Origin of the sequence: Vibrio sp. SCSIO 43097 (assembly GCF_023650755.1) — a bacterium.
Classification (GTDB): Bacteria; Pseudomonadota; Gammaproteobacteria; order Enterobacterales; family Vibrionaceae; genus Vibrio; species Vibrio alginolyticus.
In genome coordinates this window covers 3084152-3102642 of the sequence record NZ_CP071840.1, presented here as the reverse complement: position 1 = coordinate 3102642, position 18491 = coordinate 3084152, and the positions used below count along the sequence as shown (strand labels likewise).

At 45.9% G+C, this 18491-nt stretch carries 18 protein-coding genes and 1 riboswitch; of the genes, 10 read left to right on the top strand and 8 right to left on the bottom strand.

Features of this window, described 5'->3' with window-relative positions:
• Nucleotides 1-8 precede the first annotated feature (8 nt).
• A complete protein-coding gene (locus tag J4N40_RS14885) occupies nucleotides 9-356 on the top strand; it encodes a gamma-glutamylcyclotransferase family protein (RefSeq protein ID WP_005379626.1) in 348 nt (115 codons plus the stop codon).
• A gap of 49 nt (nucleotides 357-405) precedes the next feature.
• Nucleotides 406-768 (top strand): DUF2799 domain-containing protein, encoded by a 363-nt coding sequence (locus J4N40_RS14880; protein ID WP_017633454.1) that lies wholly within the window; start codon nucleotides 406-408, stop codon nucleotides 766-768.
• A 73-nt stretch (nucleotides 769-841) separates the two neighbouring features.
• On the opposite strand, the gene ppa is transcribed toward J4N40_RS14880, so the two are convergent.
• Complete coding sequence (ppa, locus tag J4N40_RS14875) at nucleotides 842-1372, bottom strand: inorganic diphosphatase (protein ID WP_005379635.1); 531 nt, start codon at nucleotides 1370-1372, stop codon at nucleotides 842-844.
• Between the two features lie 127 nt (nucleotides 1373-1499).
• The gene (gene fbp, locus J4N40_RS14870) at nucleotides 1500-2516 is read right to left on the bottom strand and encodes a class 1 fructose-bisphosphatase (RefSeq protein ID WP_005383114.1); all 1017 of its coding nucleotides are present in this window, start codon (nucleotides 2514-2516) and stop codon (nucleotides 1500-1502) included.
• Between the two features lie 312 nt (nucleotides 2517-2828).
• Between fbp and mpl the strand changes: the two genes are divergently transcribed.
• From mpl to thiQ, 5 genes are all read left to right on the top strand, one after another.
• Nucleotides 2829-4187, top strand: coding sequence for a UDP-N-acetylmuramate:L-alanyl-gamma-D-glutamyl-meso-diaminopimelate ligase (mpl, locus tag J4N40_RS14865; RefSeq protein ID WP_033906021.1), 1359 nt, complete (start codon nucleotides 2829-2831; stop codon nucleotides 4185-4187).
• Between the two features lie 5 nt (nucleotides 4188-4192).
• Nucleotides 4193-4831 carry a flavin prenyltransferase UbiX gene (locus J4N40_RS14860; protein ID WP_005379640.1) on the top strand — a complete coding sequence of 213 codons (639 nt, stop codon included), beginning with the start codon at nucleotides 4193-4195 and terminating at the stop codon, nucleotides 4829-4831.
• 37 nt (nucleotides 4832-4868) lie between these two features.
• A riboswitch (TPP riboswitch) is annotated at nucleotides 4869-5005 on the top strand.
• 72 nt (nucleotides 5006-5077) lie between these two features.
• Complete coding sequence (gene thiB, locus J4N40_RS14855) at nucleotides 5078-6070, top strand: thiamine ABC transporter substrate binding subunit (RefSeq protein WP_130544794.1); 993 nt, start codon at nucleotides 5078-5080, stop codon at nucleotides 6068-6070.
• A gap of 41 nt (nucleotides 6071-6111) precedes the next feature.
• Nucleotides 6112-7698 carry a thiamine/thiamine pyrophosphate ABC transporter permease ThiP gene (thiP, locus tag J4N40_RS14850; protein ID WP_250654297.1) on the top strand — a complete coding sequence of 529 codons (1587 nt, stop codon included), beginning with the start codon at nucleotides 6112-6114 and terminating at the stop codon, nucleotides 7696-7698.
• Nucleotides 7698-8402 (top strand): thiamine ABC transporter ATP-binding protein, encoded by a 705-nt coding sequence (thiQ, locus tag J4N40_RS14845; RefSeq protein WP_005379648.1) that lies wholly within the window; start codon nucleotides 7698-7700, stop codon nucleotides 8400-8402. The genes thiP and thiQ overlap by 1 nt, the downstream gene beginning before the upstream one ends.
• 18 nt (nucleotides 8403-8420) lie before the next feature.
• On the opposite strand, the gene J4N40_RS14840 is transcribed toward thiQ, so the two are convergent.
• Nucleotides 8421-9368: a LysR family transcriptional regulator gene (locus J4N40_RS14840; protein WP_005379650.1), complete on the bottom strand. Its 948-nt coding sequence runs from the start codon at nucleotides 9366-9368 to the stop codon at nucleotides 8421-8423.
• Between the two features lie 92 nt (nucleotides 9369-9460).
• On the opposite strand from J4N40_RS14840, the gene J4N40_RS14835 reads away from it, so the two are divergent.
• Nucleotides 9461-10537 carry an alkene reductase gene (locus J4N40_RS14835; RefSeq protein ID WP_005379652.1) on the top strand — a complete coding sequence of 359 codons (1077 nt, stop codon included), beginning with the start codon at nucleotides 9461-9463 and terminating at the stop codon, nucleotides 10535-10537.
• Between the two features lie 63 nt (nucleotides 10538-10600).
• Here the strand turns inward: J4N40_RS14835 and J4N40_RS14830 are convergent, their stop codons facing one another.
• The 4 genes from J4N40_RS14830 to argR form a co-directional block, all read right to left on the bottom strand.
• Nucleotides 10601-11038: a universal stress protein gene (locus J4N40_RS14830; protein WP_005379654.1), complete on the bottom strand. Its 438-nt coding sequence runs from the start codon at nucleotides 11036-11038 to the stop codon at nucleotides 10601-10603.
• 45 nt (nucleotides 11039-11083) lie between these two features.
• On the bottom strand, nucleotides 11084-13663 hold the full coding sequence (locus tag J4N40_RS14825; RefSeq protein ID WP_171345715.1) for a TRAP transporter permease: 2580 nt from the start codon (nucleotides 13661-13663) through the stop codon (nucleotides 11084-11086).
• Nucleotides 13664-13954: 291 nt separating this feature from the next.
• Nucleotides 13955-14923 (bottom strand): TAXI family TRAP transporter solute-binding subunit, encoded by a 969-nt coding sequence (locus J4N40_RS14820; protein WP_005379657.1) that lies wholly within the window; start codon nucleotides 14921-14923, stop codon nucleotides 13955-13957.
• A 405-nt stretch (nucleotides 14924-15328) separates the two neighbouring features.
• Entirely contained in the window at nucleotides 15329-15799 is a 471-nt protein-coding gene (gene argR, locus J4N40_RS14815) for a transcriptional regulator ArgR (RefSeq protein WP_005379659.1), read from the bottom strand.
• Nucleotides 15800-16158: 359 nt separating this feature from the next.
• On the opposite strand from argR, the gene mdh reads away from it, so the two are divergent.
• Together mdh and J4N40_RS14805 are read left to right on the top strand one after the other, a co-directional pair.
• A complete protein-coding gene (mdh, locus tag J4N40_RS14810) occupies nucleotides 16159-17094 on the top strand; it encodes a malate dehydrogenase (protein WP_005379660.1) in 936 nt (311 codons plus the stop codon).
• Between the two features lie 113 nt (nucleotides 17095-17207).
• Nucleotides 17208-17399 carry a hypothetical protein gene (locus J4N40_RS14805; RefSeq protein WP_005379661.1) on the top strand — a complete coding sequence of 64 codons (192 nt, stop codon included), beginning with the start codon at nucleotides 17208-17210 and terminating at the stop codon, nucleotides 17397-17399.
• 93 nt (nucleotides 17400-17492) lie between these two features.
• Here the strand turns inward: J4N40_RS14805 and ispB are convergent, their stop codons facing one another.
• Nucleotides 17493-18464: an octaprenyl diphosphate synthase gene (gene ispB / locus J4N40_RS14800; protein ID WP_064353590.1), complete on the bottom strand. Its 972-nt coding sequence runs from the start codon at nucleotides 18462-18464 to the stop codon at nucleotides 17493-17495.
• Nucleotides 18465-18491: the final 27 nt, after the last annotated feature.

Sequence of the window (18491 nt, the reverse complement as noted above, 5' to 3'; positions counted from 1 at the left end):
GAGTGGTTATGCAGCATTTGATTTTTGTCTACGGCACGTTACGCAAGGGAGAGTACAACCATCAGTATTTGCGCTCGGCGCAGTTTCTTGGTTTACATGAAACGGATGCTCAATTTGCAATGTATGACTTAGGCCCTTATCCAGCGTTGTCTGATGGGCAACGCTCGATTCAAGGTGAAGTGTACCTGATTGACAGTGAAACCTTATCTGAGCTAGATAGGTTAGAAGATGTGCCAGTGGAATATCGCCGAGAGAGCATCGTTACGCCTTTTGGCCAAGCTTGGATCTACTTATATCAAGATACTGAGCAGCTAACCGAAGAAATCGCTTCCGGAGATTGGTGTCAAAAGGTGTGAGCTATACTGACATTATCAATAGCAACGAGCTAAACACTAAGGAGTCACGATGAAAGCATTCGTAATTGGAGTAATGGCGTTGCTTCTTGCTGCATGCGCACAAACAACACTACCGACTTCGAATAATGTGACCGATTGGCAAGTGTTTGGTAAGCAGTCAGCTTTAGATGGATTACGGGAGTTATCTGAGGAGCGAATTGCGAAGCTGGATGATGTTAACCATGCGACGCCAGAACTGATAATGGCTTATCAAGCGGGTTACCAGCAAGGCAAACAAGAGTATTGTGAGCAAAGTGCTTATATGCTCGGTGTTATCGGGCGGCCGTATTTTGGCATTTGTGATGATGTTGACCCCTTCTTTCAACATGACTACGACGCTGGACGAATGTCTTCAGCAGGCGCACCTATCTAGTTGACACAGGTAAGATGAAAGCAAAAGAGCTGCCCTAGAGCAGCTCTTTTTAATTTTGTATCAGCAGTGATGCTTATTTTTTCTGAGCTCGTTCGTAAGATTCTAGGATTTCAGCTTTGGCGGCAGCAACATCTGCCCAACCATCCACTTTCACCCATTTGCCTGCTTCAAGCTCTTTGTAACGCTCAAAGAATTGCGTGATCTGCGCTTTCAGTAGTTCTGGGATATCGTCCACATCTTGGATGTGCTCGTACTCTTTCGAGATTTTTGAGTGGGGAACCGCAAACACTTTTGCATCTTCACCCGATTCATCTGTCATCTTCAAAACGCCAACAGGACGGCAGCGAATGACTGAACCTGGCATGAGTGGGTATGGTGTTGGTACCAATACGTCGACTGGGTCGCCATCAAGAGACAGGGTATTGTTCACGTAGCCATAGTTGCATGGGTAGAACATTGGTGCAGACATGAAACGGTCGACAAATACAGCACCAGAGTCTTTATCTACTTCGTACTTGATTGGATCTGCATTTGCAGGAATTTCGATAACGACATAGATATCTTCAGGCAGCGACTTGCCTGCTGGTACATGGTTTAAGCTCATTAGAATATTCCTTTTCATTAACGATGAGTCACACAAAAGCGGCTTCATCTGATGATAAATTCGCGTTTCACTTTAGCGACAAAAACGCGACAGGTAAACACCTGCCGCGTTGGACAAAGGTCTGAAATTATTCTTCGTCGCGGTGCAGTTCAAGGAACTCTTCAACTTTGCGAACCATGTTCTTCGAACCCACAAAGAAAGGTACACGCTGGTGCAACTCAGTAGGCTTGATGTCCATAATGCGATTCACGCCGTCCGATGCAATGCCCCCAGCTTGCTCAATGAGGAATGCCATAGGGTTACATTCGTAAAGCAGGCGTAGCTTGCCTTGTGGGTGGCTTTGTGTGCTTGGGTAAAGGTAGATACCACCTTTCAGTAGGTTGCGGTGGAAATCAGCAACCAGCGAGCCAATGTAGCGAGAAGTGTATGGGCGACCGTCTTCTGGCACGTTTTCTTGGCAGTACTTGATGTACTTCTTCACCCCTTGAGGGAAACGAATGTAATTACCTTCGTTGATGGAGTAGATCTTACCATCATCAGGAATCATCATGTTTTCATGAGAAAGACAGAAGCTGCCGATAGATGGGTCGTAAGTAAAGCCGTTTACGCCGTTACCAGTTGTGTATACCAACATGGTGGAGGAGCCGTAAATCACGTAGCCCGCAGCCACTTGCTTGTGACCAGGTTGTAGGAAGTCTTCTTCAGTTGGTGGAGTACCGATTGGAGAAACACGACGGTAAATCGAGAAGATAGTACCAACAGAGACGTTCACATCGATGTTAGAAGAGCCATCAAGTGGGTCCATCAGTACTACATATTTGGCGTTTTGGTTGAGTTCTTTATTGAACGCAACTGCTTCGTCTTCTTCTTCACTGGCAACGCCACACACTTGATCACGAGCTTCGAGCGCGGCTTTGAACTTATCGTTCGCGTAAACATCGAGCTTTTGCTGATCTTCACCTTGGACATTTTCCGTACCTACAGCACCAGTGATATCACCGAGACCCGCTGCGTTGATTTCGCGGTTAACGATTTTTGCAGCTAAACGAATGGAGGCTAAAAGGGATGATAGATCACCGCTAGCGTGGGGGAAATCCGCTTGTTTTTCGACAATGAACTCGCCTAGGGTGCGCAGTCCTGACATGGTTAATCCTTACATTTTCATTTCATTGGGGGTAGTGCGCAAGTGAGCATCTCTTTATGGATGTTAAACGATTGCGCTGGATGTAAGTTTAAGTCGCAGATCTTTTTAATGGTAATGAAGTAACTGTTTGAGATCTCAATTTATTTGTAGACTTGTTTGAGGGATTCATCAGTAAGCAAGAGGTTGTACAGTCTGTGTTCAACCTTGTCATATTTGTGAAAGGGACTGCAAGAAGAAGGCTAAAGTCACTCGCTTTTCAGGCGGTAATCGCGATAATGAAAGCATTAAAAAACGCATTACAAGGTTTAGTTTATGCACATTCATATCTTGGGTATCTGTGGCACATTTATGGGCGGCGCGGCGATTCTAGCGCGCCAATTAGGACATAAAGTCACTGGTTCTGATGCCAACGTTTATCCGCCAATGAGCACACTGCTTGAGTCTCAAGGTATTGAAATTATTGAAGGCTTTGACCCGTCTCAACTCGACCCCCAACCAGATCTTGTGGTGATTGGTAACGCGATGAGCCGTGGCAACCCGTGTGTCGAGCATGTGCTCAACACTAACATGCGTTACACCTCTGGCCCGCAGTGGCTCAACGAGTTTTTGCTGCATGATCGTTGGGTATTGGCGGTATCGGGTACACATGGGAAAACGACCACGTCGAGCATGCTTGCTTGGATACTTGAAGATTGTGGTTATCAACCGGGTTTCTTAGTCGGTGGGGTACTCGGTAACTTCGGAGTGTCTGCTCGTTTGGGTGAAAGTATGTTTTTTGTCGTTGAAGCGGACGAATATGACAGTGCTTTTTTCGATAAGCGTTCTAAGTTTGTGCATTACCATCCTCGCACTTTAATCATGAACAACCTTGAGTTTGATCATGCTGATATCTTCGATGATCTAGAAGCGATCAAGCGCCAATTCCATCATTTAGTGCGAACTGTACCGGGCAATGGATTGATCTTAGCGCCGAGAAAAGATCAGGCGTTAGCGGATGTATTAGAGCGTGGCTGCTGGACTGAAAAACAGTTCTCTGGTGAGAATGGTGACTGGCAAGCGCACAAATTAGTGCTTGATGGCTCAAAATTTGACGTTGCGTTGCAAGGCGAGAAGGTTGGTACCGTCGAATGGAATTTGGTGGGTGACCACAATGTGGATAATGCGCTGATGGCAATCGCTGCTGCACGACATGTTGGAGTCACTCCGGATCTTGCTTGCCAAGCATTAGGGCGTTTCATCAATACCAAGCGCCGTTTAGAGCTGAAAGGTGAAGAACAAGGTGTGACGGTTTACGATGATTTTGCGCATCACCCAACGGCAATTGAACTTACTGTCGGTGGTTTGCGTAACAAGGTAGGTGAAAAACGCATCCTAGCTGTGTTAGAGCCGCGTTCTGCCACCATGAAGCGTGGCGTACACAAAAACACACTTGCAGAGTCACTACACAGTGCAGATGAAGTCTTCTTGTTCCAGCCAGATAATATCGAGTGGTCTGTGCAAGACATTGCCGACCAATGCACACAGCCAGCGTTTGTCGATGCGGATATAGATAACTTTGTAGCCAAGATCGTCGAACGTGCGCGACCAGGTGACCAAATTCTAGTCATGAGCAACGGTGGCTTTGGTGGTATTCACGGAAAACTTCTTGAGCAGTTAAAACAAAAAGCCTGATTGATATGCAAAACAAAACACAACCCTCTCATAAAAAAGCCATCACGTTGGCATTAACGGGTGCTTCTGGTGCTCCCTACGGCCTTCGTCTTTTAGAATGCTTGGTTGCGGCGGATTATCATGTCTACGTTCTGATTTCTTCGGCGGCTCGTGTTGTGATGGCAACCGAGCATAATCTTAAGCTACCAAGTGGCCCAGAAGCGGCGCAGCAAGCATTGGTAGAGCACCTGAACTGCAATCGAAATAACATCACCGTTTGCGGTAAAGATGACTGGTTCTCACCGGTTGCGTCTGGTTCTGCTGCACCAAAGCAAATGGTGGTTTGCCCATGTTCTGCGGGAAGCGTTGCAGCGATTGCGCATGGTATGTCAGATAACTTGATCGAGCGGGCCGCTGATGTAGTAATGAAAGAGCGCGGGCAGCTGTTGCTCGTGGTTCGCGAAACACCATTTTCAACGCTACATCTGGAGAACATGCACAAACTGTCGCAAATGGGCGTCACCATCATGCCAGCAGCTCCGGGCTTCTACCATCAGCCAAAGAGCATTGAAGACTTAGTGGATTTTATGGTGGCAAGAATTCTTGACCACTTAGGTATTGAGCAAGGTTTGGTGCCTCGTTGGGGTTATGACCAGCGCTCGTGAGCTGATTGTGTAACCACTCAAATACCTTTACAATCCATCCAACTCATCGGGGAGCAAACCCATTTAGCATTGAGTCAATCAATGCATTGGGGCGCTGAGACCTAAGTGTTTAACTAGGGACCCGTATTACCTGAACCAGATAATGCTGGCGTAGGAATTGAGTCTGGATATTGGAAATCCTTAATAGCCGCCTCAAACCCTGTGCCGCTCAACTTATTTCTCTGAAATACTCATGGAGAGCGAGCAGTGAAACCCACTCTAAATCTGATTGCCTTAGCTGCAATCACCTCTACTTCAGCGTTTGCCGCTGAAAACACATTAACCATCTATACCTACGACTCTTTTGCCGCAGATTGGGGGCCGGGTCCTAAAATCGAGCAAGCTTTTGAAGCAAAATGTGGCTGTGACGTTAACTTCGTGGCATTAGACGATGGTGTGTCGATCCTGAATCGTCTTCGTCTTGAAGGCGGTAATAGCAAAGCCGACATCGTGTTAGGTTTGGATAACAATCTGATGGCAGAAGCGAAGAAAACCGGTCTGCTTGCCGAGCACAATGTGGATACGGCTAACACAGTGTTACCAAACGGTTGGAGTGACACGACGTTTGTACCGTACGATTACGGCTACTTCGCGTTTGTGTACAACAAAGAGAAACTGGCTAATCCGCCGAAAAGCATGAAAGAGCTGGTGGAAACGCGCGACGATCTGAAAGTGATTTACCAAGATCCGCGGACTTCAACGCCGGGCCAAGGCTTAATGCTATGGATGAAATCTATTTATGGCGACGATGTGACGCAAGCGTGGCAGAAGCTAGCGAGCAAAACCGTAACGGTCACGAAAGGTTGGTCTGAGGCGTATTCTATGTTCCTCAATGGTGAGTCCGATTTAGTGCTTTCTTACACCACTTCACCTGCGTACCACTTAATTGCGGAAAACGATTCGAAGTTTGCTACGGCGAATTTTGCTGAAGGCCACTACATGCAAGTTGAAGTAGCCGCCAAAGTGAAAGGGGCAAAAAATTCAGAACTTGCTGATCAATTTATGAGTTTCATTTTAAGTGATGAGTTCCAATCGGCGATGCCAACGGGTAACTGGATGTACCCAGTCACTGACGTTGAGTTACCTAAAGGTTTTGAAACTTTGAGTGTTCCAAGCAAGTCGTTGAGCTTTAGTGCTGATGAAGTGGCAAAAATGCGTAAGTCTTGGATTCGCGAATGGCAAAGCGCATTGACGTTTTAGCTGACGTTTCTATCCTCATCTGAATGAGATAGGTTTTACCTTTGAATTCTGTTCCAAAAATAGGTTTAGGGGTCGCGATGATCATCGCGACCTTTGTTATTTCTGCCCTAGGTGCTTTGATTGTTCAAGCCCCTTCACTTGATGTGTCTGTGGTATGGGGCGACCCGTACTATCAACATGTCACCAAGTTCAGTTTCTACCAAGCGTTTCTTTCCACATTGCTCAGTGTTGGCTTTGCCATTCCAGTATCGCACGCACTTTCGCGTCGCCAATTTATTGGTAAATCATTACTGCTTAAGCTGTTTGCATCGACACTGGTTTTGCCGGTTTTGGTTGGTGTTTTTGGGCTGTTAGCGATTTATGGCAACAGTGGTTTGTTGGCGCAGTGGTTGCAAAGTTTCGACACTAAACTGCCATTCTCTATTTACGGTTTGAACGGCATTTTACTCGCCCATGTGTTCTTTAATTTACCTTACGCGGCACGATTGCTTCTGCAAGCCTTGGAGTCTATTCCTGCCGAGCAGCATAAGCTTTGCGCGCATCTTGGGATGAGCCATTGGGATAAGTTTCGTTGGGTAGAATGGCCGCGTTTAAGGCAGCAGCTTCCCCACGTTTGTGGGTTGGTGTTTATGTTGTGCTTTACCAGTTTTGCCACTGTAATGGCGTTGGGGGGCGGGCCAAAATCCACCACCATTGAATTGGCCATTTACCAAGCGATTAAGTTTGATTTTGATTTACAAGCTGGGGCGTTATTGGCGCTGTGGCAGATGCTGTTATGTGGACTGCTTGCTATTGGAGTGCAGAAGTTAACAAGGCCTGTTTCTATCAGTGCTGGAAGCACATCGGTACAGCAATATTTAACGAAGGATCATGGGTGGTCAAAAGCTTGGGATAGCTTTTGGATCATAGGTGCCTTTTTACTGGTAATACCGCCGTTATTGATGGTGTTACTGAGTGGCATCAACCAACAAGTTTGGACAGTATTAACCGATGAGCGTTTTTGGTCTGCGCTATTGAACTCCCTCAAAGTCGCCTGTGTCGCTAGCGCGCTTGCGGTCGCTGCAGGGGTGTCCATACTATTGACCAGTCGCCGTTGGCGGTTGCAGTACAAAAACACGCGAGCCGATCAGATTGAGTTAATCGGCACCGTTATTTTGGTGACTCCAGGTCTGGTGATTAGCACCGGTTTATTCTTACTACTGCGCGCATTTACCGATGTTTTTAGCTTGGCATTTTTTGTCGTGATTTTGGTGAACGGTTTGATGGCTTTGCCTTACGTGATCAAAACGCTAGCGCAGCCAATGCTGCACATTGAACAACAGTATCAGTATGTATGTGCCAGCTTAGGCATGCGTGGCTGGCAACGGTTTAAAGTGGTGGAGTGGCAGGCGCTACGCAAGCCGTTTGCACATGCGTTTGCGATCAGCTTTATGTTTGCAATAGGGGATTTAAGTGCCATAGCACTGTTTGGTGGACAAGAGTTTCGTACCTTACCTCTGTATTTGTTCCAGTTGCTTGGCAGTTATCAGATGGACGCAGCTGCGGTGGTATCGGTGACCCTATTGTTGTTGAGTGTGGGCTGTTTTGCCTTGATTGAGAAAGTATTGAAAACGAAGGAGAGAGCGTAATGTTAGTGTTGGATGATGTGCAGTACACCTACCAACGTGAACTGTTTCGTTTTGACTTAACGATTGAGCAAGGACAGATTGTGTCGCTGATGGGACCAAGTGGGGCAGGGAAGTCAACCTTGCTGGCGTTGGTGGCAGGATTCATCCATCCTGACCGTGGTGATATTTGTGTTGATGGTGAGTCCATTGTGCGTAAAGAGCCTTATCTGCGTCCGTTCTCTATGTTGTTCCAAGAGCACAATTTGTTTGCTCACTTATCGGTGCGTGACAACATCGGTTTGGGCTTACACCCAGGGCTAAAGCTTACGGTGGACCAAAATCGTCAGATTGAACAAGCCGCGCAGCAAGTTGGTGTTGCAGAGTACCTCGACCGTTTGCCAGAGCATCTTTCTGGTGGCCAGCGTCAACGTGTTGCCTTAGCGCGTTGTTTTGTTCAGCCTCATCCCATGTGGCTATTGGATGAGCCGTTCTCGGCGCTTGATCCGGTGTTGCGTGAAGAGATGCTGAGCTTGGTAAAAAAACTCGCAGCAGAGCGGGGAATAACTGTATTGATGGTCACGCACCATTTAAGCGATGCCAAAGCGATTGCCAGCCACTTTGTGTTTGTGGCAGATGGTAAAGTGGAAGCCGCGGGTGATATGTCTGCATTGAGTGAACAGCATGCTAGTGAGAAGCTTGCGGCATTTATCCGAGCAGCATGCTAGTGCCTGATAGTTGCTAGGTTATGCTTCTCCGCAACACAAACCATGCCGAGGGCCAAATTCAAATTGAGATCTTAAGCTCATGATATGGTCAATCATTGCTTGTACACGCCGTGGGCGGTTTGCTCCAGGACGATACACTAAATAAATAGGCATTGGTACCGTGTGCCATTGCGGTAACACTCTGACTAAGGTGCCACTTTCTAGCTCTTGCGTCATGTTCTGCACAGGTAAGTTCGCGATGCCTAGTCCTTTAAGTGCGCCTTTCAATATTGCTTCTACAGTTGTACTTGAGAAGTTACTGGTTATTGAAACATTGACGGTATTATCGTGTGAGATCAGCGTCCAAGGTCCTATTTCTGAAACATATTGATACCTCAAACAGTTATGTTTTGTCAGGTCTTCTGGCGTTTCAGGTACGCCGAACTCAGCTAAATACTCAGGGCTAGCAGCCAGGACTCGAGTGGTATAGCCTAATTTTTTCGCGATTAATCGATCATCAACTATCTGACCGACTCTAATTGCCATATCAAAGCCGTGTGAAAACAGATCAACAAAATCGTTCGATGCTTCTAACGCAATTTGTACTTTTGGCCATTGTTTTAAAAATGGCAAAAAGATGTGCTCCGCCATATACGCATCCAACGCTGGTGGCGCGGAAATACGCAGCCGGCCTTGGATCTGTTGTTCCATCTCCTGAACGTCATGGCCAATTGAGTGGAATTCCTCAACTAAGCTTGCAGCACGCTCTAAAACCATTTGGCCAGCTTCGGTGATCACTAACTTTCGGGTTGTGCGCTCTAGCAGTTTGGCTTCAAAGTGTTGTTCGAGTTTGGTTATGGCTTTGCTAACAGTAGATTTTGGTAGGTTTAACTCCAGTGCGCACTTGGTTAAGCTCAGTAGTCGACAGCTTGTGACAAAGATAGAAAGCGTTCTAAAGTCAATTGTTTCTAAATTGCGAACAATCACTTTCAATTATCCATATTGTTTCAATATTAATCTGATTATAGTCTGGCACCTCATCCTTAGCCATCAAGTTATTGTCATTTGAGGTAAACAACATGTCCAACTCTGTAGACTTATTTTCTCCTATCGAACTCGGTCAATTAGCATTAGATAACCGTGCCATTATGGCGCCTTTAACGCGAGCTCGTGCTGGTGCGGACCATATTCCTAATGACCTTATGGTTGAATACTACGCTCAACGTGCGAGTGCCGGACTTATCATTGCTGAATGCACCATGGTGATGGAAGGTACGTCTGCTTTCATGGCAGAGCCGGGCATTTACAGCGAAGAGCAAATCGCAGCTTGGAAAAAGGTAACGGATGCGGTTCATGAGAGAGGCGGTAAGATTGTACTGCAAATTTGGCATGCGGGACGAGCTTGTCATCCTGATCTGAATGAAGGAAAAACACCTGTAGCGGCGAGCGCATTGGCCATTCGTGATGAATTAGTCCATACCCCTTCGGGTAAGCAAGCATATACGGTACCACGAGCACTCGAAGTGGATGAGATAGCTTCCATTGTTGCGGCGTTTAAACAAGGTGCAGAAAACGCCAAGAAAGCCGGCTTTGATGGGGTCGAGATACATGGCGCCAATGGTTATCTTATTGATAACTTCCTTCGTGACGGTTCAAATTTACGTACCGATGAATACGGTGGCTCGGTTGAAAATCGTGCTCGATTTTTACTTGAGATAGTGAAAGAAGTCGTTGAAGTGTGGGGACCTGGAAGAGTCGGTCTGCGTACATCTCCGCTAAATGGATTTAATGACATGAAAGACAGTGATCCAGTTGGCTTGGTGCGTTACTTAGCAGAGCAACTTAATTCTTTCGATCTTGCTTATTGGCACGTGATGCGTGCGGATCTGAAAGGCGTACAAAAAGCAGATGTTCTCAAGCCAGCACGCGAAAACTATAAAGGTCACTTAATGGCGAACGTGGGCTACAGTGCACAAGAAGCGGCAACAGCAATTGCAGAAAACAAAGTTGATGTGGTCGCATTTGGCGTTCCCTTTATCGCAAACCCAGATTTAGTTGAGCGATTTAAGAAAAATGCACCTCTTAATGAGGCGAAACCAGAACACTTTTATTTGGGTGGAGCAGAAGGTTATACCGATTACCCAATGATGGCATAACCCTTACTTGTTTAATATAAAAAGGACGCTAATGTTAGCGTCCTTTTTCGTTTCTGTATTTACTTAGCCTTGCGGTTTTACGACCATCACATTGATTGGAGAATATTCCACAACCTTACTCGCGACAGAGCCAAGCATTACTTTATTGATTTTAGAGCGCTTGTGACTTGGCATAATGATGAGATCAGCGCCTAAACGTTCTGCATAATCAAGAATGGTCGCGTAGGCCTTGCCTTCAGCAACATGCACTTGGTAAACCACATCTTCAGCAATATGCTCATTAGCGAAAGTTTTTAGTTGCTGCTTCACGTCTTGCTTCATTTTGGCCGCAGCATCTTTCGGAAAGTATGTGGCAACCATCGACATGTGAATACCAGGTAGTACCGTCAGAAGATGGATTTGAGCATTTGCTTGCTTTGCCTGCCAAACCGCTAGTTCAACCGCTCGGTCTGAAAAGCCTTGGTCATTTAGATCAACCGGAACAAGAATTTGTTTGTACATTCAATGTCTCTCATTAAGGCCCCTTTATCCTCGGGGCCAAATCGGTTATGCGCTCAATTGTTCCTTACGAGCACGACGTTTTTGGTTCATGGCAAGCACCAGCAAAATCATTAAGCATGGTACAAACACCCACTCTTTCATCGGACGGTCTGCATCCTGGATAACCCACTTGATTTCCCAATCAAAGTCGATACCTGCGGACTCTGCTGGACTACCAAATTCAACCATATCGACAATCATTTTTTTGTCACTTTCGGTCAGCATCAGACCCATAGATGAAATACGTGCGTCTGCTGTTGTCGCACTGTCTTCGAATGGAAGACGAACCGTTTTCTCAATGTAGTCGCCCTCAAGGTTTTCACCGGCAACACGTAACTCCAATGATTCTCCTACATTTAGTGTTTCCGTGATTTGAGCTACCTCAACGCCAGGAGAAAGAACTTTCGCTGGGTACAGCATGTCCCACCAAAAACCTGGACGGAAAAACGAAAACGTCAGTACTAATAATAGGACTGTTTCCCACCACTTGTTACGCGTGAACCACCACCCTTGAGTTGCCGCAGAGAATATCAGCATTGCAATGATCGATGAGATGACCGTGAGTGCCAAATGCCACCAAGAGTCGATCCCCATTAACAATAACTGGGTATTGAACACAAACATGAACGGCAAAATAGCGGTTCGAATATCGTAAGTAAAACCTTGGATACCGGTACGAATTGGATCTGATTTCGCAATTGCGGCTGCTGCAAAAGCTGCAAGACCTACAGGTGGGGTATCGTCGGCCAAAATACCAAAGTAGAAAACGAACAAGTGCACCGCTATCAACGGAATAATCAAGCCATGCGCCGCGCCGAGCGTAACAATAACCGGCGCCATTAGCGTAGAGACCACGATGTAGTTCGCCGTTGTTGGCAGACCCATCCCCAGAACCAAGCTAATGATGGCGGTAAACAGCAGCATAAGAATGATACTGCCACCAGAGATAAACTCGACGAAGTCGGTCATCACTAGGCCGATACCCGTTAGTGTAACAACACCAACAACGGTGCCCGCTGCCGCGGTTGCAACGCCGATACCAATCATATTACGCGCACCAGAAACTAAGCTCTCGGCAAGATCGACAAAGCCATCTTTGGTTTGCTGAAGCATGTCACCTTGCTTTGACAGCAGTGCAATCAACGGACGTTGAGTAAGCAAAATGAAAATCATGAACACCGTTGCCCAGAATGCCGAAAGGCCAGGTGAGAAACGTTCGACAGTCAAACACCAAACTAATACGACGATAGGGAGTAGGTAGTGCAAGCCTGACTTAACGGTTGGGCCAGGATCAGGTACTTCTGTTAATTCTGCATCAATCTCAATTGCGCCATCTTGCACGTGATTTGCTGAGACTTTCACCAACCCAACGTACGCGATTAATAGTGCGACGGTAACAATTGGTGTCGCGGCATCACCAAAGACGTCCTTTGTCCAACCCACTCCGTAGTAAACCAATGCGCTGATCACACACAATCCTAAGATTGTGCCAGTAAAGGACAGCAGACTTTGTACTAGTGTTGGGTTGTGGCGACGAGGAAGGCCTGTCATGCCTGCTTTACACGCTTCAAGGTGAACAATGTAAATTAAAGCAATATAAGAGATTAGCGCTGGAAGTAGGGCAGCTTTAATCACCTCAACGTAGGAGATACCGACGTATTCCACCATCAAAAATGCTGCTGCACCCATGATTGGCGGTGTTAACTGACCATTGGTTGAAGCCGCTACCTCTACCGCACCCGCTTTTGTGCCGGGAAAGCCAACACGCTTCATCAGTGGAATGGTAAAGGTGCCAGTTGTTACTACGTTTGCGATTGAAGAACCAGAAACCAGACCAGATAAACCTGATGCAACAACGGCCGCTTTAGCTGGACCACCTTTCATATGGCCAAGCAACGAGAAGGCAACTTTAATGAAGTAAGCACCGGCACCAGCGCGTTCCAGCATTGCTCCAAACAATACAAACAAGAAGACAAAAGAGGTAGAAACACCTAGCGCAACCCCAAAAACGCCTTCTGTTGTTAGCCACAAGTGAGACATGGCCTTGTTCAAGCTTGCCCCTTTGTGCGCGATAACGTCAGGCATGTAAGGGCCTGCAAAGGTGTAAGTAAGGAAAACAGCAGCCACGACCATTAATGGTGGACCAAGTGCTCGGCGTGTTGCTTCTAAAAGGAGGAGCATACCGATAACAGCAACAACGATATCAACCGTTGTCGGTGCGCCTGAGCGTCCTGCTAGCTCGGTATAAAAAAGGTATATATAGGCTGCTGAAAAGCTGCCAGCCAACGCGAGTATCCAATCAACAAGAGGGATATGATCGCGAGGAGAATTCTTCATCGCTGGATAAGCAGTGAAAGCCAAAAAGATCGCGAAAGTAAGGTGGATAGATCGCGCTTCCGTGTCGTTCAGTACGCCAAAATTGAAAATAAATGGTAACGGGGATGCGTACCATAATTGAAATAGTGACCAACACAGAGGAACAAACCAAAGGATTCGTCCTTGCATTCCCGAAGGGCTACGTGCACCTGTGTCTGCCTGAGCCACCATTTCTTGCACATCTTGTGACGGAGCTTGATTCGTCGCCATGTACTTTTTCCTTATTATTGATGGTCCTGTCTGATTTTTATCGAGAACCACACTTCGCCTCTATCAGTGTAGTGAATGGAGCGAAGTTTGCTTTCGAGTATTTTGCTGCCTGAACTCAAAGTGTTGATTGTTGGATACTCTGTTAGGCGGCGTTTAAGTTTTCTTGGGTATGAGCTCGCAGTTTTCAGAAGAAAACTGGCGAATGAAGCATACAGTTAGAACGTGCTACAACCTGTATGCTCAAACAGGCAGAAAATATTCTTTCCTGCCTGTATGTAGAGTCTGAGGAAATTACTTAATTAGACCCATTTCTTTGTAGTATTTTTCTGCACCTGGGTGAAGAGGAATAGAAAGACCAGCTTTCACCATGTCTTCTTTCTTCAAGTTTGCGAATGCAGGGTGTAGACGTTTGAAGGTATCAAAGTTTTCAAACACAGCTTTTGCCACGTTGTAAGCGACATCGTCTGAAACATCAGAGGTCGTTACCATTGTTGCTGCAACACCAAAGCTGTTTACGTCTTTGTCTGTACCGCGGTACATACCAGCCGGTACTGAGCTAAAGGCGTAGTATGGGTTGTCGGCAACAATTTTATCGATTTTAGGGCCTGTTGCTGAAACTAGCTTCGCATCACATGATGTGGTTGCTTCTTTGATTGAACCGTTCGGGTGGCCGACCATGTAAATGAAGGCGTCAATTTTGTTATCACAAAGTGCCTGAGAGCGTTCAGAGCCTTTTAGCTCAGACGCCAATTTGAAGCTGTCGTTTGTCCAACCCATCGCTTCCATGACAACGCCCATCGTTGCACGGTCACCAGAGCCTGGGTTACCGATGTTTACTCGCTTACCTTTCAGGTCTTCAACGTTTTCAATACCTGAATCTGCACGCGCAATGATGTTGAAAGGTTCTGTATGAAGAGAGAACATTGCGCGTAGCTTCTTGTACGGGCCTTGTTCTTCAAACTTGCTCGTACCGTTGTAGCCGTGGTACTGCCAATCCGATTGCACGATACCAAAATCTAATTCGCCTGCACGGATAGTGTTAACGTTGTAAATTGAGCCACCAGTTGATTCTACTGAACAACGGATGTTGTGGTCTTTACGACCTTTATTTACCAACTTACAGATAGCACCACCAGTTGGGTAGTAAACACCAGTCACAGAGCCAGTACCGATGGTAATAAACTCTTGAGCGTTAACTGCGCCTGCGCCCATTACGGCTGCAGCGATAGCGCCTACTTTGAGAAGTTTGTTAAATGCCATGAATTTCCCTTCCTTATATTCATTATTTACCCGGAAATAACCATAAATCACTTCTGGAGTTTCCTATTTGGAAACGGCACCTTTTTCAATCCAATCGTTTGAAAAAGCGAGCGAATCATAACAAAAAATTGGCAGAAAATTATCCAATTGTTAAATGTTATAGTTGATAAGTCTGAATTTTGTATCAGGGGATAGGATTCAATTTGTGATTTAATTCTTTTTAAAACAATTGCTTAATTAACGTTTAGTGACTGAAATGAAAAAGATCAATTGCGTGATGTTAATCACAAAATGGATGGTTAAAGAATGAGCGGAGTAAGCAAAAAATTTACATAAATTATGGGCTACAAAATGAGACTTCTTTTATAACCCACAATGAGTTAGCTGATTGAAGATTTATAGAACTTAACCAGTATATTCGAACAGCTCGCACACTGATTTGAAGAGTTGCTCAGTCGTAATTGCCATGGTTGGCGTAATGAAAATGGTATCGTCACCTGCGACAACACCAAGAATACCTTCGGATTTACCGAGTGAATCAAGCAAGCGAGCAATCAACTGTGCTGCACCTGGGCCAGTGTGAATTACTACTAACGCTGCGTTACGATCGATGTCTAGTACTAGTTCACGCAGAGAACTGCTGACTGTTGGGACACCTAGCTCAGCAGGAAGACAGTAAACCATTTCCATTTTTGCATTGCGCGTACGGACGGCGCCAAATTTAGTCAGCATACGTGAGACTTTAGATTGGTTGATACTCTCAAACCCTTGCTGTTTGAGTGCGTCAACAATCTCGCCCTGTGAGCCAAAGCTTTCTTCTTTTAACAGGGCTTTAAAGGCGCGAACTAAGTTGTCTTGTTTTTCTGAATTGCGCATAGTCATTACAAATCTCTTATTACGGGTCAGCAATTTTGCATATTCTCGCATATATATTCAGGCGGTGCCAAAGAGTCCCAGGATTATGTTAGATGCGTCACTGTAAACTATATACCACATAGAATTCTTTAGCGCGCTGAAGTAGGGCTGTATCTGTTTTCTTGAATTCCTTGTCATTTCAACAGAATAAAAGAATAATCCAAGCCCCATTTGTAGCACGGTAACAGCGAGTTGCGCGAGGTCGCAAAGCTAGCGTTAATTGATTGTAATCAAGTTGTGATTCCGATAGCTTTATTTAAGTTGGTTACAAACTACCCTACGAATACGTTTATAAGAGAAATACTCTCAAGGAGAACTACATGAAAGTAGCCGTTATTGGTGCCGCTGGTGGCATCGGTCAAGCCCTGGCCCTTCTACTTAAGAACCGTCTTCCTGCTGGTTCTGATCTAGCCCTATATGATATTGCTCCAGTAACTCCTGGTGTGGCCGCTGATCTTAGCCACATCCCTACGCCAGTTTCTATCAAAGGTTACGCTGGTGAAGATCCTACTCCAGCACTAGAAGGCGCGGATGTTGTGCTAATTTCTGCTGGTGTTGCGCGTAAGCCAGGTATGGATCGTGCGGATCTATTTAATGTAAACGCTGGTATCGTTAAATCGCTAGCGGAGAAGATTGCGGTTGTTTGTCCGAAAGCTTGTGTTGGTATCATCACAAACCCTGTAAATACAACAGTGCCAATTGCTGCTGAAGTTCTTAAAAAAGCGGGTGTTTATGATAAGCGTCGTCTATTTGGTGTAACAACGTTGGATGTTATCCGTTCAGAAACGTTTGTTGCTGAGCTAAAAGACAAAGATCCAGGTGACGTTCGCGTGCCAGTAATTGGTGGTCACTCTGGCGTAACGATCTTACCTCTACTGTCTCAAGTAGAAGGTGTTGAGTTTACAGCTGAAGAAGTAGAAGCATTAACGAAACGTATTCAAAATGCAGGTACTGAAGTTGTAGAAGCGAAAGCGGGTGGTGGTAGTGCAACACTATCAATGGGCCAAGCTGCATGTCGCTTTGGTCTGTCTCTGGTTCGTGCTCTTCAAGGTGAAGAAGGCGTAGTTGAGTGCGCTTACGTTGAAGGCGACGGCGAACACGCGACTTACTTCGCGCAACCTGTGAAACTGGGTAAAGAAGGCGTTGAAGAAGTACTAAGCTACGGCAAACTCAGCGATTACGAAAAGTCTGCATTAGACGGTATGCTAGAAACACTAAATGGCGACATCAACATTGGTGTTGAATTCGCAAAGTAACCTAGAAAGCCTATATAAGAAGAAAGCCGATCATTTTGATCGGCTTTTTTGATCCTTGATTTCTCAACTTCGTAAAAATGGTCGAACAAAACCACGTAGTGAAGGAGAAGATGATGGAAGCGAGTCGAATCCGTAAAGGCATGGTTGTTGAGTGCCAACAAGGCGTCGGTACGATATTAGTGGTCGACCATGAAGCAGAGACGGTATTGTTGTCCAAACAAGGGACTGAACAGCAACTCGCCGTTAGCTTTGATGAAATAGAAGATGATCCACAACTGCATGGCGGTAGTGACAGATATTACTAGCGCCCCGGGCGTCGTCATTAGGTATCAAACGTAAAAAAGGAAGAGCGTGCTCTTCCTTTTCGCTATAAGCCTTGCGTTACGGGTAGCTATTGATTACTTCGTGCGTTGTACTGCGACATGAGCCAGAGTAACAAGCGCTTGTTTGTATTCAGACTCTGGCAACACTGATAGTTCTGCGATTGCTTTGTCTGCTTCTTCTAGAGCTTTTTGCGTTGTGTATTCCAGAGAGCCTGCTTCTTTCATGACCGCAAGAATTTCTTCTAAGCGCTCCATTCCATTCGCTTTCTCAATCGCTTCACGAATCATGATGGCGTTTTCTGGTGTGGTATTACGCATAGCATGGAGTAGAGGTAAAGTTGGCTTGCCTTCGGCCAAGTCATCACCCACATTTTTACCCATGTCTTCGCCATCAGAAGTGTAATCCATGACGTCATCAATGAGCTGAAACGCAGTGCCTAGATACTTACCGTAATTTTGCATTGCGATTTCAACATGCTCAGGAGCATCATTTAAGATTGCACCGATTTGAGTTGCGGATTCAAATAAGCGCGCAGTCTTAGAGTAGATGACTTGCATGTAGCTTTCTTCTGTCGTGTCAGGGTCGTTACAGTTCATCAACTGCTGTACTTCACCTTCGGCGATCACGTTTACGGCATTGCTCATTAGTTTAAGGATCTTCATGGATCCTAGTTCTGTCATCATCTGAAATGAGCGTGTATAGATAAAGTCCCCAACTAATACGCTAGCCGCATTGCCAAATGCTGCATTCGCAGTGGCTTTACCACGGCGCATGTCTGATTCATCTACCACGTCATCATGCAGCAAAGTCGCTGTATGGATGAACTCAATAAACGCAGCTGCCATTGTATGACCATTGCCTTGGTAACCAAGTGCACGGGCTGACAGTATCGCTAAAAGCGGTCTTAGACGTTTGCCTCCACCACTCACGATATAAAAACCGAGCTGGTTGATTAAAGAGACATCAGAATTAAGTTGGGCTTGAATTGTTTCATTCACTTTTGCCATGTCATCGGCAGTAAGCGCTTGGATAGTTTTAAAATCCATCGTATATCCGGCTGAAGTTAGACCCTG

Excerpts from the sequence above, each read along its gene's own strand:
- J4N40_RS14885 (WP_005379626.1), top strand. The coding sequence starts at position 9 with ATGCAGCATTTGATTTTTGTCTACGGCACGTTACGCAAGGGAGAGTAC.
- J4N40_RS14880 (WP_017633454.1), top strand. The coding sequence starts at position 406 with ATGAAAGCATTCGTAATTGGAGTAATGGCGTTGCTTCTTGCTGCATGC.
- ppa (WP_005379635.1), bottom strand. The coding sequence starts at position 1,372 with ATGAGCTTAAACCATGTACCAGCAGGCAAGTCGCTGCCTGAAGATATC.
- fbp (WP_005383114.1), bottom strand. The coding sequence starts at position 2,516 with ATGTCAGGACTGCGCACCCTAGGCGAGTTCATTGTCGAAAAACAAGCG.
- mpl (WP_033906021.1), top strand. The coding sequence starts at position 2,829 with ATGCACATTCATATCTTGGGTATCTGTGGCACATTTATGGGCGGCGCG.
- J4N40_RS14860 (WP_005379640.1), top strand. The coding sequence starts at position 4,193 with ATGCAAAACAAAACACAACCCTCTCATAAAAAAGCCATCACGTTGGCA.
- thiQ (WP_005379648.1), top strand. The coding sequence starts at position 7,698 with ATGTTAGTGTTGGATGATGTGCAGTACACCTACCAACGTGAACTGTTT.
- J4N40_RS14835 (WP_005379652.1), top strand. The coding sequence starts at position 9,461 with ATGTCCAACTCTGTAGACTTATTTTCTCCTATCGAACTCGGTCAATTA.
- J4N40_RS14830 (WP_005379654.1), bottom strand. The coding sequence starts at position 11,038 with ATGTACAAACAAATTCTTGTTCCGGTTGATCTAAATGACCAAGGCTTT.
- J4N40_RS14825 (WP_171345715.1), bottom strand. The coding sequence starts at position 13,663 with ATGGCGACGAATCAAGCTCCGTCACAAGATGTGCAAGAAATGGTGGCT.
- J4N40_RS14820 (WP_005379657.1), bottom strand. The coding sequence starts at position 14,923 with ATGGCATTTAACAAACTTCTCAAAGTAGGCGCTATCGCTGCAGCCGTA.
- argR (WP_005379659.1), bottom strand. The coding sequence starts at position 15,799 with ATGCGCAATTCAGAAAAACAAGACAACTTAGTTCGCGCCTTTAAAGCC.
- mdh (WP_005379660.1), top strand. The coding sequence starts at position 16,159 with ATGAAAGTAGCCGTTATTGGTGCCGCTGGTGGCATCGGTCAAGCCCTG.
- J4N40_RS14805 (WP_005379661.1), top strand. The coding sequence starts at position 17,208 with ATGGAAGCGAGTCGAATCCGTAAAGGCATGGTTGTTGAGTGCCAACAA.
- ispB (WP_064353590.1), bottom strand. The coding sequence starts at position 18,464 with ATGGATTTTAAAACTATCCAAGCGCTTACTGCCGATGACATGGCAAAA.